The sequence below is a fragment of the Azospirillum sp. genome, assembly GCF_050789165.1.
In genome coordinates, this window is the sequence record NZ_JBOZRT010000101.1 from 1 (window position 1) to 12908 (window position 12908).

Genomic DNA, 12908 nt, shown 5'->3' on the forward strand with positions numbered 1-12908 from the left:
CCTCGCCGCCGGGGGTAACGCGCACCACGTCGAACGACGGGGCCGGCGGCGCGGCGGGCTTGGCCGCGGGGGTCGCGGGAGCGGGCGGCGGGGCGAGCGTGGCCGGGACGACCGCCTTCGGGTCCGCGGGCCTGGTATCGGGAGCCGCGGGCAGCGCCGCCTGCAGCGCGGCGGGGGCGATGGCGACCGCCTCGTCGCGGGCCGTGGGGGGCATCAGGCCGTAGGTCGCCGCCGCCGCCGCCAGCACCGCGCCCAATCCGCCACCGAGAAGAACAAGCTGTTTCACCGCCGCACCGTAAGCTGGCGGACGCCGCACCGAAGGCCCGCAACCCACGAGTATCGGTAAGTCCTCCGCGCCAATCAACGGCCGTCTGCGCCGCCGGACAACTATTTCGTATACCAACGACGGATCACGGAACCGGCGGCAGCGACTTCAGGTAGACGGCGATGGCCCGACGGTCCGCCGGGGTGAGCTTGGAGGTGGAGTTGCGCACCACCTCGGCCATGGAACCGCCGACGAAATCGCCGTCCGGCAGCATGCCCATCTCCAGCGCCGCCTCGACGTCGCCCAGCGACCAGTCGGCCAGCCCCTTCGGGTCGGGGCGCAGGGTGGGCACCTTGTTGCCCTCCGGGCCCTGCGGGTTGCCGGCCAGGGCGCGGGCGGAATCGACGCCGCCCATCCAGCCGCGCGGGCTGTGGCACTCGCCGCAGTGGCCCAGCGCCTCGACCAGATAGCGGCCGCGGTTCCACTCGGCGGGCTTGGCGGGGTCGTCCTTCAGCGGCCCCTCCTCCAGGTACAGCGCCTGCCAGACCGGCAGCAGGAAGCGCCAGCCGAACGGCGGCGACAGCTCGTGCGGCTTGTTCGCCGCCGGGCTGGCCGGGCGGGTGGACAGGTAGGCCCTGAGGTCGGCGATGTCGCGGTCGCTCATCCGCGTGTAGGAGGTGTAGGGGAAGGCCGGGAACAGCGGCTCCCCCTCTTTGCCGTGGCCGGAGCGCAGCGCGCGGGCGAAGTCGGCGTCGCTCCAGCGGCCGATGCCGTGCGCCGGGTCGGGGGTGATGTTCGGGCTGTAGAAGATGCCGAAGGGCGTCTTCAGCGGGCGCCCGCCGGCCAGCGGCGCGCCGCCGCCCTTCTCGTTGGTGTGGCAGCCCAGGCAGCCGGCAGCGTCGAAGACGTACTCGCCGCGCTGCACCGGGTCGGACGACGCGGGATCGCCCGCCCGCGCGGCGGCGGGACCCAGGACGAGGCCGGAAACGAGGCCGGAAACGAGCCCCGAAACGAGCCAGGAAACGAGAAGGACGGCGGCGCGCATGCCCGGATCAGTTCTTCTTGATGCGGAAGTCCTCGTGGCAGGCCGTGCAGGCCTTGCCGGTGGCCTGCTGCGCCTGGGCGATCTGCGCCTTCTCGCCGGTCATGGCCGCGGCGACCAGCTTGTCGGCGGCCGGCTTGACCGCCACCCACTGCTGCTGCGCCTTCGGCAGGTTCTGCCACAGCTCCGGCTTGGCGGCGCTGTCGGCGACCGGCGCGGCGGTGCCCGGCTGGAAGAGCGCGGTGAAGTCGCCCTTCGCCGCCTCGTCGATCTGCGCGGCGGCCTTCTGCACGTCCTCGACGGTGCCGCCCTCGCCCTTGAGGAACTTGCCGATGGTCTGCATGCCGCCGCCGAACTTCTTCATGTGCTGCTGCCGGGCCTTGACCAGTTCCTCCGGCGACGCGGCCGAGGCGGCCGGCGCGACGGCGAGGAACAGGCCCGCCGATACGGCGACGGCGAGGACGGCGTGGAGCGTGCGGTGGGTCATGGTGGTTCTCTCCCTGTTTGTGTCACGGTGGACGCCGGGTTGACGCCCGGGACCGGCGTGTTATTCCACCGCGGATGGTGCCGTCGGCAACCCGGCGGGCGCCAATCACAGGATCGTGATGTAACCGATGATGGTGGGTGCGATGAAGACGCCGAATTCCGTGTGCGTGTACTGCGGCTCGTCGAGCCGGGTTGCCGACGTCCACAAGGCCGCGGCCCACGCGCTGGGCGCCGGGCTGGCCGAGCGCGGCATCCGGCTGGTCTACGGCGGCGGCCGGGTCGGGCTGATGGGCATCCTGGCCGACGCCGCCATCGCCGGGCACGGCGAGGTGGTCGGCATCATCCCCGAGCACATCAAGGTGATGGAGGTCGAGCACACCGGCTTGGCCGAACTGCACGTCGTGGACAGCATGCACACCCGCAAGCGCATGATGGTCGAGCGCTCGGACGCCTTCATCGTGCTGCCCGGCGGCATGGGCACGCTGGACGAGGCGTTCGAGGTGCTGACCTGGAAGCAGCTGCGCCTGCACGACAAGCCGGTGGTGATCGTCGATGTCGAGGGGTACTGGGCGCCGCTGCTGGCGCTGATCGAGAACATGGTCGAGGAGGGCTTCTGCCGGGAGGAGCACCGCCGCCTGTTCACCGTGGTGAACCGGGTGGAGGACGTGTTCGCGGCGCTGGAGCGCGCCCCGGAGCCGTCGGTTCCGGCGGAGACGAAGTGGCTGTAACCGCCGCGCCTTCCTTCCCCGGGGGGCCAATGATATAAGACCGCCGAACCTACGCCCAGCCGTGCGGGCCGCCCCCTACGTCAGCCAGGACCAGGGCGGCCTGGACGGTCACGCCCGCTGGATGGCGCCTGGCGCCCAAGGATAACGACAGCCCTGACCCCAAGGGGAGACCTCGTACCCATGAACAAGATCAAAGTCGCGAACCCGGTCGTCGAGCTCGACGGCGACGAGATGACCCGGATCATCTGGCAGTTCATCAAGGACAAGCTGATCCTGCCGTACCTCGACATCGATCTGAAGTACTATGATCTCGGCATCGAGAACCGCGACAAGACCGACGACAAGGTGACCGTCGAGTCGGCCAAGGCGATCCAGCAGTACGGCGTCGGCGTGAAGTGCGCGACCATCACCCCCGATGAGGCGCGCGTCAAGGAATTCAGCCTCAAGAAGATGTGGAAGTCGCCGAACGGCACGATCCGCAACATCATCGGCGGCACCGTCTTCCGCGAGCCGATCGTCTGCAACAACGTGCCGCGCTACGTCCCGGGCTGGACCAAGCCGATCATCATCGGCCGCCACGCCTTCGGCGACCAGTACAAGGCCACCGACTTCAAGGTCCCGGGTGCCGGCAAGCTGACCATCAAGTGGACGCCCGAGGGCGGCGGCGAGCCGATCGAGCACGAGGTCTACGACTTCCCCGGCGCCGGCGTGGCGATGGGCATGTACAACCTCGACGAGTCGATCGAGGGCTTCGCGCATTCCAGCTTCCTGTACGGCCTGGAGCGCAACTACTCGGTCTACCTGTCGACCAAGAACACCATCCTCAAGGCCTACGACGGCCGCTTCAAGGACATCTTCCAGGAGGTGTTCGACCGCGACTACGCGGCGCAGTTCAAGGCGAAGGGCCTGGTCTACGAGCACCGCCTGATCGACGACATGGTGGCGTCCGCCCTGAAGTGGGAAGGCGGCTTCGTGTGGGCCTGCAAGAACTACGACGGCGACGTGGAGTCGGACGTGGTGGCGCAGGGCTTCGGCTCGCTGGGCCTGATGACCTCGGTGCTGATCACGCCGGACGGCAAGACCGTCGAGGCCGAGGCCGCGCACGGCACGGTGACCCGCCACTACCGCGAGCACCAGAAGGGCAAGGAGACCTCGACCAACCCGATCGCCTCGATCTACGCCTGGACGCAGGGCCTCGCCTACCGCGGCAAGTTCGACGGCACCCCGGACGTGGTCAAGTTCGCCCAGACCCTCGAGCGCGTCTGCGTCGAGACCGTCGAGTCCGGCTACATGACCAAGGACCTCGCCATCCTCATCGGCCCGGAGCAGCCCTGGCTGACCACCAAGCAGTTCCTCGACAAGCTGGACGAGAACCTGCAGAAGAAGATGGCCGCCTGGGCGTAACCTTCGGGTGCGACACCATGGCCCCTCTCCCTTGGGGGGCGTTTCGGCGGAGAACAGGGGGGAACGACCGTTCCCCCGGACTCCTGAAAGGCCCGGGGCGAGCGCTCCGGGCTTTTTCATGCCGATCCATAACCTGAGGGAAGAGATGCCCAACAGCACTTTCTGCGTCGCCGTCATCGGCGCCGGCGAGACCGGCACCCCGCTTCTGCAGCAGCTTCTCAGCGCGCCGTTCGTCCGGGTGCTGGGGGTGGCCGACCTCGACCCGGACGCGCCGGGCATGATGCTGGCGCGCGACCACGGCGTGCCGACCACCACCGACTTCATGGACCTCGCGCGCATGGGCGAGGACCTCGACGTGCTGATCGACGTCACCGGCGTGGCCAAGGTGCGCGAGGCGCTGCGCCAGCACATGCAGGACACCGGCAACCACCGCACCATCATCATGCACGAGGTGATCGTGCAGCTGATGCTCTCCCTGTCGAAGGGCGAACTGGTGCGGCTGAAGCACGGGGACGTGGAGTATTGAGGGAAGCGCACGCGCCGGGCCCCCACCCCAGCCCTCCCCCACTTCGTGGGGGAGGGCCTTACTCCTTCCCCCGCGAAGTGGGGGAAGGCCGGGATGGGGGCTCGACACAGACGCTCCCCAAAAACAAAAGCGGCCCCGAACCAGGGCCGCTTTTCGTTTTCCGGACGGGAGACTGTCGCTCGGGCGTCAGGCGACGCCGACGCTGCGGTCCTCGTCGCGCTTCTTGCTGGAGGAGGTCGGCTGGTAGGCCACCGCCGCGTGCTCCCCGCAGTACGGCAGGCCGGTCAGCGCCGTCTTGCCGCAGAAGTGGAAATCCTGGTGCTTGGGGTCGCCCACCGGCCACTTGCACATGCGCTCGGTCAGGCTGAGGATCGTCGCCCCCCGGCTCGGCTTCTTCTTGATGGGCGACGGGCGCCCGGAGAGGCCAAGGCGGTGCGCCTTGCCGATCACGGCGTTGCGGCTGATGTCGCCGAGCATGTCGGCGATCTCGCTGGCGCTCAGCCCCTGCGCCCAGAGATCCTTAAGCTGTTGAACCCGCTCGTCCGTCCAACTCATCCCCTGTCTCCAACTTGGTCCGGTTGCCCCGTGCCCTGGCCGGTGGCTATAGCCGTAAGGCTGGTAAGCCATTTTCCATAAGGCTCAACATTTTGTGCCGACCGGGGAGGAAACTACCAGATGGAGCCCGCAAGGGATAGAGGGGGTCAGCAACATTCCTGTGCATAACTCCCTGGGTCCTACGAGTTCAGAGCCCGGTAGACGTCCTCCGCTATTCCGGAGAGGGTACCCCGGTCGAGTTCGCCAGTAAGGGCCCAAGCTAACCCATTGTCGCGCCAATAAAAAGCTTGGACGTTGCCGTCGTGCGCAAATCGGAACGATGTGTCCGCCGGGTCACGGGTCGGCCGGACATACAGGGTGATGCGGCGACCGGTCGCATCCTGATACATCAGTTGGGCGGCCGGGCCGTCGGTGTCCGACAGCAGCCGCCCGCCCACCAGCTCGTAGCCGCGCCCGGCGAGGCGGGGGGCGCGCAACGGCTTGCCGAGCCGCTTGCCGAGCCAGGTGACGAGGTGCTCCTCCTGGTCGGCGCCGACCTCGACGGGGTGGCGCACCTCGGCGACGAAGACGCGGTGCGCGGCGACGGCGTCGGCGACGAACGTGCGGGACGACAGGGCGCCGGGCGCGCTCCAGCCGTGCGCCAGCCAGCCGGCGGCCCCGCCCGCCACGAAGGCGAGCAGCGACGCCGCCAGCGCCAGCCACGGCAGGGTCCGGCGGCGCCGGCTGAAGGGCGGTTTCAGGCGGGCGGGCAGCGGGCGGTCGATCAGCGGCGCGAAGGCACGGGCGGTCATCATCCGCTGCGCGCGGTAGCTGGCGAAGCGGCGGGCGACCTCCGGGTGGTCGTCCAGGTAGCGGCGCACCGCGTCCTGCCGGTCGTCCGGCAGTTCGCCGTCGAGCCACGCGTGCAGCTCGGCCTCCGTCACGGGCTCCTCCTCAGGGGTGGTCATTTGATTCTCCTCAGCGGCCGCTCCTCGCCGCCCTCCAGCAGCGCGCGCAGCCGCTCGCGGGCGCGGGCGAGCCGCGACATCACGGTGCCGATCGGCACTTCCAGCACCTCGGCGACCTCGCGGTAGGACAGGCCCTCCAGGCCGGTCAGCAGCAGGATGCGGCGGTGCTCCTCGGACAGCTGTTCGAAGGCGCGGACGAAGTCGCGCACCGCGGCGCGGTCGGCGGGCGGGCTGCTGAGCGCCACGTCGTCGGCGAAGTCCTCCACCGGCATCTCGTGCCCGCGGCGCCGCCGCCAGCGGATGCCGCTGACGTGCAGGTTGTGCAGGATCGACAGCAGCCAGCCGCCGAGCCGGCTCGGGTCGCGCAGCGCGTGGCGGTTGGCCAGCGCCTTCTCCACGCAGTCCTGCACGAGGTCGTCGGCGTCCGCGAGGTTTCCCACCAGGGCCGCGGCGTAGCGGCGCAGGCGCGGCACGTGCGCGGCGATGGCGCGGTCGTCGATGTCGTCGGCTGCTGGCATGGCTCCGGTCCCCCGCCCTGCAAGGACGCCCCCGCAGCCGATGTTATTCCAGGGCCGCGCGCGTCAAGCGCATAGGGGGTAGGCCTTTCGGCGGGAGCGGCGGCGATCAGCCCTGAAAGCCGAGGATCGCCCGAACTGCAGCAACGAGGCGTTCGGCATCGCGAACAGCTTGCGCGACCTTTTCCGAATCAATGGAGCCGACGTCGTAGTCAGCCAAGTTCCGGAGCTGATGGCAGCGGTTCAGGGCGCGCCCGAGCCCGGCGTCGAGATGCCCGCCTTGCACAAGATGCCTGCCGACCAGTCCGATCACCGTGCCGTGCGTCTTGGTGCCTTCGGGCAGCGCGCCCAAATGGGTCAAAGCGGCGCGCGCACTGTGGAACGCAGCGTAGTAGGCACGGTTGGTCGCGCCCTCGAGATCGCCCCGCGCCAGCAACACGCGTGCCGATCCAGCCGCCTGTTCCGCCTTCGCCAGCAGTTGCGCGGCCATGCTCACAACGCAACCCCATCGCGGGCGATGCTGCGCGTCAGGTGCGGGACGGGATGGGCCTCGGGATGGTCGAGGCTGCCTTCTTCGATGGGCAAGGGCTGGATGTGCAGACCTTGCTCCAGCAGAACGTCGAAGGCGTCGTCGGCCATGGACAGCGCTTCGGCCACCATGTCGGTGATCGGTGCGGCAAGGACGACGGCGACGTCGAGATCGCTGTCGTCCCGATGATCCCGCCGCGCCCGGCTGCCGAACAGCACAAGGCCACGCAGACGCGCACCATAGCGCGTGCGCATCCGCGCTTCGAACGCGTGGAGCGCGTCGCGCTCCTCCTGGCTCAGCGGCAACGTCATGCAAGGAATGTCGCACCCGCCCGGTCCGGGCGCAAGGGAGCCCTACGTCGCCGAGAACCCCGCCTTGCCGTCGAAGTTGCACAGGTTCTCGGTCTGGATGAAGTCCAGCCCGGCCACCGCGAGGCGGTCGAGCAGCGCCACGATGTCGCGGTGGACGATCGGCTCGCCGCGCACCAGGAAGCGGCAGCGCCAGTGGTCGGTGCAGAAGGTGCCGATGTTGCCGTCCGGCCAGACCGTCTGGCTGCGGTTGGAGATGCTCGACAGCTCCAGCGCCGGGCCAGCCAGCGGCTGCACGCGGGCCGCCAGGTCGTCCGGCCCGCCGTCCGACCAGTGCAGGAAGACGTCCACCCCCACCAGCTCCTTCACCGCCGGCGCCCGGCCGGAGGGGCGCAGCGCCGTGTCGAAGCTGGGGCGGGTGACGGCGTAGCTGACGCCGGGCAGCGTCTTCGGGAACTGCCCCAGACGCTCGATCACCGCGTCGGCGAAGGCCTGGGTGCCGACGCGCAGACGGCTCATCCCGCGCGAGAAGATGTCGGCGGTGTGGATGCCGTCCTCGACGGTGCGCAGCCACGCGTTGTGCACGCGCGCCGCCACGTCGCCCTGGCCGATGTGCACCAGCATCATCACGGATGCCATCAGCAGGCCCGACGGGTTCGCCACCCCCTGCCCCGCCAGCGACGGCGCCGCGCCGTGCAGCGCCTCGAACATGGCGCAGCGGTCGCCGATGTTGGCGGAGCCGGCCAGCCCGATGGACCCGGTGATCTGCGCCGCGATGTCGGAGACGATGTCGCCGTACAGGTTGAGCGTGACGATGACGTCGAAGCGCTCGGGCTGGTCGGCCAGCCGCGCGGCGCCGATGTCGACGATCAGGTGGTCGGCCTTGATCTCCGGGTACTCGGCGGCGACCTCCTGGAAGGTGCGCAGGAACAGCCCGTCGGACATCTTCATGATGTTGTCCTTCACCAGGGCCGTCACCTTGCGGCGGCGGTTGGCGCGGGCGTACTCGAAGGCGTAGCGGACGATGCGCTCGGAGCCCGGCTGCGACACCAGCTTGACCGACTGGATCACGTCGTCGGTCTGGCGGTGCTCGATGCCGGTGTAGAGGTCCTCCTCGTTCTCGCGGATGATCACCACGTCCATGCGCGGGTGCCGGGTGCGGACGTAGGGATGGTGCGAGACGCAGGGCCGCACGTTGGCGAACAGCCCCAGCGCGGTGCGCGCGGTGACGTTCAGCGACTTGAAGCCCGGCCCCTGCGGCGTCACCACCGGCCCCTTGAGGAAGACGCGGGTGCGCCGGATCGAGGCCCAGCCGTCCGGCCCCAGCCCGCCGCCGTGGCCGCGGCGGTACACGGCCTCGCCCGCCGGCACCTCCTCGACCTTGAGGCGCGCGCCGGCCGCGTCGAGGATGTGCAGCGCCGCGTCCGCGACCTCCGGACCGATGCCGTCGCCTCTTGCCAGCGTGATGGGGGTGGCGTCCGCCATGTGGATAAGTCTCCTTCGCGCAGCGACCCTAGCCGCAAAGCCGGCGGCCATGCAACGGAAGCGCGACACGGCTTGACGCCGGCTTGAGCGGCACCACGTCGCTTCCCGCGATGACAGGCACAACGACCACCTCCTCCCCTTACGACGGCCTGCCCTCCGCGGCGGCCGGCCTGCAGCCGCCGCGCCAGGGATTTGCGACCCTGCCGGCGGCGGTCCGGCGCGAGCTGCGCGTCGATCAGGTCGGCGAGCTGGTGGCGGTGCGGCTGTACGACGGCGCGCTGGCCGGCAGCCGCGACCCGGACGTGCGGCGCTTTGCCGCCGGCCACCGGTGCATCGAGCGGGCGCATCTGGCGCTGTTCGAGGCGTACCTGCCGCGCGGGGCGCGCAGCCGGCTGGGGGCGTTCTGGCGGCTGGCCGGCTGGCTGCTGGGCTGGGTGCCGGCGCGGCTGGGGCCGGCGGCGCTGTACGCCGTGGTCGCCGGGGTGGAGCGCTGGGTGGACGGGCACTACGCGCGACAGATTGCGCTCGTGCGGCGGCTTGCGCCGGACCCGGAGCTGATCCGGATGCTGGAGGCCTGCCGGAGCGACGAGGCGCGGCACGCGGAGGACGCGGAGCAGTTGCACCCGGAGGCGCCCCGGTGGGCGCGGGTGCTGGCCGGGGTGGCCGTGGGGTGCTCGCGGGCGGGGGTGGTGGTGGCGCGATGGGTTTAGCGGCCTACCGCACCAGTTCCCGTGTCGCCGCGTCCAGCCCCTCCAACGTCAGCGGGTACATCCGGCCGCCCATCAGGCGCTGCAGGATGCGCGTGCTCTCGGTGTACTGCCACTGCCTCTCCGGCACCGGGTTCAGCCACACCGCCTTCTGGTAGACCGACAGCACCCGCTGCAGCCAGACCTGCCCGGCCTCCTCGTTCCAGTGCTCGACGCTGCCGCCGGGGTGGGTGATCTCGTAGGGGCTCATCGCTGCGTCGCCGACGAAGACCAGCTTGTAGTCCGCCGGGTAGGTGTGCAGCACGTCCCAGGTCGGGGTGCGCTCGCTGCCGCGCCGGTGGTTGTCCTTCCACACGCTCTCGTAGACGCAGTTGTGGAAGTAGAAGTGCTCCAGGTGCTTGAACTCGGTCCGCACGGCGGAGAACAGCTCCTCGCACAGGCGGATGTGGTCGTCCATCGAGCCGCCGATGTCCAGGAACAGCAGCACCTTCACCGCGTTGTGCCGCTCCGGCACCAGCTTCAGGTCCAGCCAGCCGGCGTTGTTGGCGGTGGCGCGGATGGTGCCGGGCAGGTCCAGCTCGCTGGCCGCCCCGGTGCGGGCGAACTTGCGGAGCCGCCGCAGCGCCACCTTGATGTTGCGCGTGCCCAGTTCCACCGAATCGTCGAGGTTCCTGAACTCGCGCTTGTCCCACACCTTCACCGCGCGGCGGTGGCGGGACTCCTTCTGGCCGATGCGCACCCCTTCCGGGTTGTAGCCGTAGGCGCCGAAGGGCGAGGTGCCGGCGGTGCCGATCCACTTCGAGCCGCCCTGGTGCCGCCCCTTCTGCTCGGCCAGACGCTGCGCCAGCGTCTCCATCAACTTCTGCCAGCCACCCAGCGCCTTGACCTGCTCCTTCTCCTCGTCGGTCAGGAAGCGCTCGGCCAGCTTGCGCAGCCATTCCTCGGGCAGGTCGGCGACCGGCACCTCCTCGCCCTCGGGCGGCGGCTCGCCGATGCCCTTGAAGACGTGGCCGAACACCCGGTCGAAGCGGTCGAGGTTGCGCTCGTCCTTCACCAGGCAGGAGCGGCTGAGGTAGTAGAAGTCCTCCACGCTGTGCTCGGCCAGCCCACGCTTCATGGCCTCCATCAGCGTCAGGTATTCCTTCAGCGACACCGGCACGCCGGCTTGGCGCAGCTCGAAAAAGAAGTTCGTGAACAATGGCGTTCTCCCCGCGGGGGCGGCATTATAGCGCGTTCTCAGGAAAACAGCGCATGAACCCACTCGTCCAGTTCGCCGTCGCCCTCGACTTCGCCGCCGCCAAGCACACCGACCACCGCCGCAAGGGTGTGCGCGGCGAGCCCTACGTCAACCACCTGATCGAAGTGGGGCGCCTCGTCGCCGAGGCGACCAATGGCCACGACCCGCATGCGGTCGTCGTCGCCGTGCTGCACGACACGCTGGAGGACACCGACGCCACCCGCGAGGAGCTGGAGGAGCATTTCGGCGCCGAGATCGCTTCCATCGTCGCCGAGGTCACCGACGACAAGCGCCTGACCAAGGACGAGCGCAAGCAGCGGCAGGTGGACTCGGCCCCGCACGCCTCGCACCGCGCCAAGCTGGTGAAGCTGGCCGACAAGATCAGCAACCTGCGTTCCATGCAGACCAGCCCCCCCAACGCCTGGACGCTGGAGCGCAAGATCGAATACTTCGAATGGGCCGCCCGCGTGGTGGAGGGCCTGCGCGGCACCAACGCCGACCTGGAGGCGCTGTTCGACGCCGCCTACCGCGACGGGCTGGACCAGCTCCGCGGCAAATAGTCCTGATCCGCCATTGCGATAGCTCAATGTGACTTGGTCACAGACGGCGTACATTAGGGAAACCTAGAACGGGCCGAAAGCCGAGCCTCCGGCACGAGGATCCCATGTCCCTGAGCACGCACGCCGCCTCCAGCCAGTCCGCCGCGGACGAGCCCGGCCGGCACTGGTTCATCAACCGCCCCAAGGTCTATCCCGCCCCGGTGCAGGGCACCTTCCGCCGGCTGAAGTGGGCGGCGGTGATCGTCCTGCTGGCGATCTACTATCTCACGCCGTGGATCCGCTGGGACCGCGGCCCCGGCATCCCCGACCAGGCGGTGCTGGTCGATATGCCCGGCCGGCGCCTGTACTTCTTCTTCATCGAGATCTGGCCGCAGGAGGTCTACTACCTGACCGGCCTGCTGATCCTCGCCGCCATCGGGCTGTTCGCCGCCACCACGCTGTTCGGCCGCATCTGGTGCGGCTACGCCTGCTGGCAGACGGTGTGGAGCGACCTGTTCATCTGGGTCGAGACGAAGATCGAAGGCAGCCGGACCGAGCGCATCCGCCTCGACAAGGCGCCGATGACGCTGAAGAAGGCGCTGCGCAAGACCGCCAAGCACGTGGCCTGGATGCTGATCGGCGTCGCCACCGGCGGGGCGTGGGTGTTTTACTTCAACGACGCGCCGACGCTGATGCATGACCTGCTCGCCGGGCAGGCGTCCCTCACCGTGCTGGGCTTTGCGGCGCTGTTCAGCGCCACCTGCTACTTCTTCGCCGGCTGGGCGCGCGAGCAGGTGTGCATCTACGTCTGCCCGTGGCGCAGCTTCCAGTCGGCCATGGTGGACGAGGACACCTACATCGTCACCTACCAGGACTGGCGTGGCGAGGGCCGCCGCCCGCTCCGCAAGTCGCAGAGCTGGGACGAGCGCGAGGCCGAGGGCTACGGCGACTGCATCGACTGCAAGCTGTGCGTCCACGTCTGCCCGACCGGCACCGACATCCGCAAGGGGCAGCAGATCTCCTGCATCGGCTGCGGCCTGTGCGTGGACGCCTGCAACGAGGTGATGACGCAGATCGGCCGCCCGCGCGACCTGATCCTGTTCGACACCCAGAACGACCAGGTGGCCAAGGCGCAGGGCCAGATCGTCAAGCCGCGCGTCGTCCGCCCGCGCACCATCGTCTACGGCCTGATCCTGCTGACGGTGGCCAGCGCCATGTTCGCCAGCCTGATGATGCGGGCGACCGTGGACATCAACGTGCTGCGCGACCGTGCGCCGCTGTTCGTCGCCCTGTCCGACGGCTCGGTGCAGAACGCCTACACCGTCAAGGTGCTGAACAAGACGCACGAGCCGCGCAGCTACACCCTGGCGCTCCAGGGCATCGACTCGCCCGACCTGTCGGCCGCCAGCATGGACGGGCACGGCACGACGCTGACGCTGAACGCCGGGCCGGATTCGGTGGCGACCTACCGGGTGTTCGTGAAGCTGCCGCAGGACAAGGCGAAGAGCGGGTCCACGGACGTGGCGTTCACGGTCACCGAGACGAAGACCGGCGAGGTCGGGACGCACAAGAGCGTGTTCATGGCGCCGTAGGTGGCCGCGCCGGGCCCCCAATCCCAATCCTCCCCCGCCCAGC

The 12908-nt window shown here is 69.6% G+C and carries 15 protein-coding genes and 1 pseudogene; 6 read left to right on the top strand and 10 right to left on the bottom strand.

Features of this window, described 5'->3' with window-relative positions:
* The 3 genes and pseudogenes from ACRWK7_RS22765 to ACRWK7_RS22775 all read right to left on the bottom strand — a co-directional run.
* Positions 1-286, bottom strand: a pseudogene (locus ACRWK7_RS22765) (hypothetical protein); the annotation flags it as partial.
* Positions 287-410: 124 nt separating this feature from the next.
* On the bottom strand, positions 411-1310 hold the full coding sequence (locus tag ACRWK7_RS22770; RefSeq protein ID WP_431858594.1) for a c-type cytochrome: 900 nt from the start codon (positions 1308-1310) through the stop codon (positions 411-413).
* A 7-nt stretch (positions 1311-1317) separates the two neighbouring features.
* Positions 1318-1794, bottom strand: a complete 477-nt coding sequence (locus tag ACRWK7_RS22775; protein ID WP_431858595.1) for a c-type cytochrome — start codon at positions 1792-1794, stop codon at positions 1318-1320.
* Positions 1795-1936: 142 nt separating this feature from the next.
* On the opposite strand from ACRWK7_RS22775, the gene ACRWK7_RS22780 reads away from it, so the two are divergent.
* The 3 genes from ACRWK7_RS22780 (at position 1937) to ACRWK7_RS22790 (ending at position 4451) form a co-directional block, all read left to right on the top strand.
* On the top strand, positions 1937-2521 hold the full coding sequence (locus tag ACRWK7_RS22780) for a TIGR00730 family Rossman fold protein (protein WP_431858596.1): 585 nt from the start codon (positions 1937-1939) through the stop codon (positions 2519-2521).
* Between the two features lie 180 nt (positions 2522-2701).
* The gene (locus ACRWK7_RS22785; protein WP_431858597.1) at positions 2702-3925 is read left to right on the top strand and encodes an NADP-dependent isocitrate dehydrogenase; all 1224 of its coding nucleotides are present in this window, start codon (positions 2702-2704) and stop codon (positions 3923-3925) included.
* Between the two features lie 145 nt (positions 3926-4070).
* Positions 4071-4451 carry an oxidoreductase gene (locus tag ACRWK7_RS22790; RefSeq protein WP_431858598.1) on the top strand — a complete coding sequence of 127 codons (381 nt, stop codon included), beginning with the start codon at positions 4071-4073 and terminating at the stop codon, positions 4449-4451.
* Positions 4452-4637: 186 nt separating this feature from the next.
* Here the strand turns inward: ACRWK7_RS22790 and ACRWK7_RS22795 are convergent, their stop codons facing one another.
* From ACRWK7_RS22795 to ACRWK7_RS22820, 6 genes are all read right to left on the bottom strand, one after another.
* The gene (locus ACRWK7_RS22795; protein ID WP_431858599.1) at positions 4638-5006 is read right to left on the bottom strand and encodes a GcrA family cell cycle regulator; all 369 of its coding nucleotides are present in this window, start codon (positions 5004-5006) and stop codon (positions 4638-4640) included.
* A 179-nt stretch (positions 5007-5185) separates the two neighbouring features.
* The gene (locus tag ACRWK7_RS22800; protein WP_431858600.1) at positions 5186-5953 is read right to left on the bottom strand and encodes an anti-sigma factor family protein; all 768 of its coding nucleotides are present in this window, start codon (positions 5951-5953) and stop codon (positions 5186-5188) included.
* The gene (locus ACRWK7_RS22805) at positions 5950-6471 is read right to left on the bottom strand and encodes an RNA polymerase sigma factor (RefSeq protein WP_431858602.1); all 522 of its coding nucleotides are present in this window, start codon (positions 6469-6471) and stop codon (positions 5950-5952) included. Before ACRWK7_RS22805 ends, ACRWK7_RS22800 begins: the two co-directional genes overlap by 4 nt.
* Positions 6472-6577: 106 nt before the next feature.
* Positions 6578-6958, bottom strand: a complete 381-nt coding sequence (locus ACRWK7_RS22810) for a HEPN domain-containing protein (protein ID WP_431858603.1) — start codon at positions 6956-6958, stop codon at positions 6578-6580.
* Positions 6959-6960: 2 nt separating this feature from the next.
* Positions 6961-7308: a nucleotidyltransferase domain-containing protein gene (locus ACRWK7_RS22815; RefSeq protein WP_431858604.1), complete on the bottom strand. Its 348-nt coding sequence runs from the start codon at positions 7306-7308 to the stop codon at positions 6961-6963.
* A gap of 42 nt (positions 7309-7350) precedes the next feature.
* On the bottom strand, positions 7351-8790 hold the full coding sequence (locus tag ACRWK7_RS22820; RefSeq protein WP_431858605.1) for an NADP-dependent isocitrate dehydrogenase: 1440 nt from the start codon (positions 8788-8790) through the stop codon (positions 7351-7353).
* 110 nt (positions 8791-8900) lie between these two features.
* On the opposite strand from ACRWK7_RS22820, the gene ACRWK7_RS22825 reads away from it, so the two are divergent.
* Complete coding sequence (locus ACRWK7_RS22825; RefSeq protein ID WP_431858606.1) at positions 8901-9500, top strand: demethoxyubiquinone hydroxylase family protein; 600 nt, start codon at positions 8901-8903, stop codon at positions 9498-9500.
* Positions 9501-9504: 4 nt separating this feature from the next.
* Here the strand turns inward: ACRWK7_RS22825 and ACRWK7_RS22830 are convergent, their stop codons facing one another.
* Positions 9505-10695 (bottom strand): vWA domain-containing protein, encoded by a 1191-nt coding sequence (locus ACRWK7_RS22830; RefSeq protein ID WP_431858607.1) that lies wholly within the window; start codon positions 10693-10695, stop codon positions 9505-9507.
* A gap of 53 nt (positions 10696-10748) precedes the next feature.
* On the opposite strand from ACRWK7_RS22830, the gene ACRWK7_RS22835 reads away from it, so the two are divergent.
* Entirely contained in the window at positions 10749-11294 is a 546-nt protein-coding gene (locus ACRWK7_RS22835) for an HD domain-containing protein (protein ID WP_431858608.1), read from the top strand.
* Between the two features lie 104 nt (positions 11295-11398).
* Positions 11399-12865: a cytochrome c oxidase accessory protein CcoG gene (gene ccoG, locus ACRWK7_RS22840; protein WP_431858609.1), complete on the top strand. Its 1467-nt coding sequence runs from the start codon at positions 11399-11401 to the stop codon at positions 12863-12865.
* The last annotated feature ends 43 nt before the right edge of the window (positions 12866-12908 follow it).

Bases quoted from the DNA above. Each gene is read 5' to 3' on its own strand.
- ACRWK7_RS22770 (WP_431858594.1), bottom strand. From the start codon at position 1,310: ATGCGCGCCGCCGTCCTTCTCGTTTCCTGGCTCGTTTCGGGGCTCGTT.
- ACRWK7_RS22775 (WP_431858595.1), bottom strand. From the start codon at position 1,794: ATGACCCACCGCACGCTCCACGCCGTCCTCGCCGTCGCCGTATCGGCG.
- ACRWK7_RS22780 (WP_431858596.1), top strand. From the start codon at position 1,937: ATGAAGACGCCGAATTCCGTGTGCGTGTACTGCGGCTCGTCGAGCCGG.
- ACRWK7_RS22785 (WP_431858597.1), top strand. From the start codon at position 2,702: ATGAACAAGATCAAAGTCGCGAACCCGGTCGTCGAGCTCGACGGCGAC.
- ACRWK7_RS22790 (WP_431858598.1), top strand. From the start codon at position 4,071: ATGCCCAACAGCACTTTCTGCGTCGCCGTCATCGGCGCCGGCGAGACC.
- ACRWK7_RS22795 (WP_431858599.1), bottom strand. From the start codon at position 5,006: ATGAGTTGGACGGACGAGCGGGTTCAACAGCTTAAGGATCTCTGGGCG.
- ACRWK7_RS22800 (WP_431858600.1), bottom strand. From the start codon at position 5,953: ATGACCACCCCTGAGGAGGAGCCCGTGACGGAGGCCGAGCTGCACGCG.
- ACRWK7_RS22805 (WP_431858602.1), bottom strand. From the start codon at position 6,471: ATGCCAGCAGCCGACGACATCGACGACCGCGCCATCGCCGCGCACGTG.
- ACRWK7_RS22810 (WP_431858603.1), bottom strand. From the start codon at position 6,958: ATGGCCGCGCAACTGCTGGCGAAGGCGGAACAGGCGGCTGGATCGGCA.
- ACRWK7_RS22815 (WP_431858604.1), bottom strand. From the start codon at position 7,308: ATGACGTTGCCGCTGAGCCAGGAGGAGCGCGACGCGCTCCACGCGTTC.
- ACRWK7_RS22820 (WP_431858605.1), bottom strand. From the start codon at position 8,790: ATGGCGGACGCCACCCCCATCACGCTGGCAAGAGGCGACGGCATCGGT.
- ACRWK7_RS22825 (WP_431858606.1), top strand. From the start codon at position 8,901: ATGACAGGCACAACGACCACCTCCTCCCCTTACGACGGCCTGCCCTCC.
- ACRWK7_RS22835 (WP_431858608.1), top strand. From the start codon at position 10,749: ATGAACCCACTCGTCCAGTTCGCCGTCGCCCTCGACTTCGCCGCCGCC.
- ccoG (WP_431858609.1), top strand. From the start codon at position 11,399: ATGTCCCTGAGCACGCACGCCGCCTCCAGCCAGTCCGCCGCGGACGAG.